Annotated in this window: 1 protein-coding gene; it reads left to right on the top strand. The window is 65.5% G+C overall.

Annotated elements, in window-relative coordinates:
• The coding region (locus tag DIE16_RS36370; RefSeq protein WP_148095417.1) for an NAD(P)/FAD-dependent oxidoreductase at positions 1-452 on the top strand (452 nt) is incomplete at both ends.

The raw sequence follows: 452 nt of genomic DNA, 5'->3' as shown, positions 1-452 counted from the left end.
TGCGTGCTCGAGAAGGGTTCCGAGATCGGCGCGCACATCCTGTCGGGCGCGGTGATGGACCCGCGCGCGATCACCGAGCTGTTTCCCGACTGGAAGGAACAAGGCGCGCCGTTGAACGTCGAGGTGACCGAAGACCGCTTCCTGTTCCTGTCCGAGAGCAGCGCGGTCACGACGCCGAACTGGGCGCTGCCCGACAACTTCAAGAACCACGGCAACTACGTGATCTCGCTCGGCAACGTCACGCGCTGGCTCGGCCAGCAGGCGGAAGCCTTGGGCGTCGAGATCTTCCCGGGCTTCCCGGCCGCGGAGATTCTCTACAACGACGACGGTTCCGTGAAGGGCGTCGCCACCGGCAACATGGGCGTGGGCAAGGATGGCGAGCCGACCGAGAACTTCCAGCTCGGCATGGAACTGCACGCGAAGTACACGCTGTTCGCCGAAGGCTGCCGCGG

It is taken from the genome of Burkholderia sp. Bp9090, assembly GCF_003857985.1.
Taxonomy (GTDB): Bacteria; Pseudomonadota; Gammaproteobacteria; order Burkholderiales; family Burkholderiaceae; genus Burkholderia.
The sequence above is the reverse complement of the archived record's forward strand: the minus strand, read 5'-3'. Positions and strand labels throughout refer to the sequence as shown.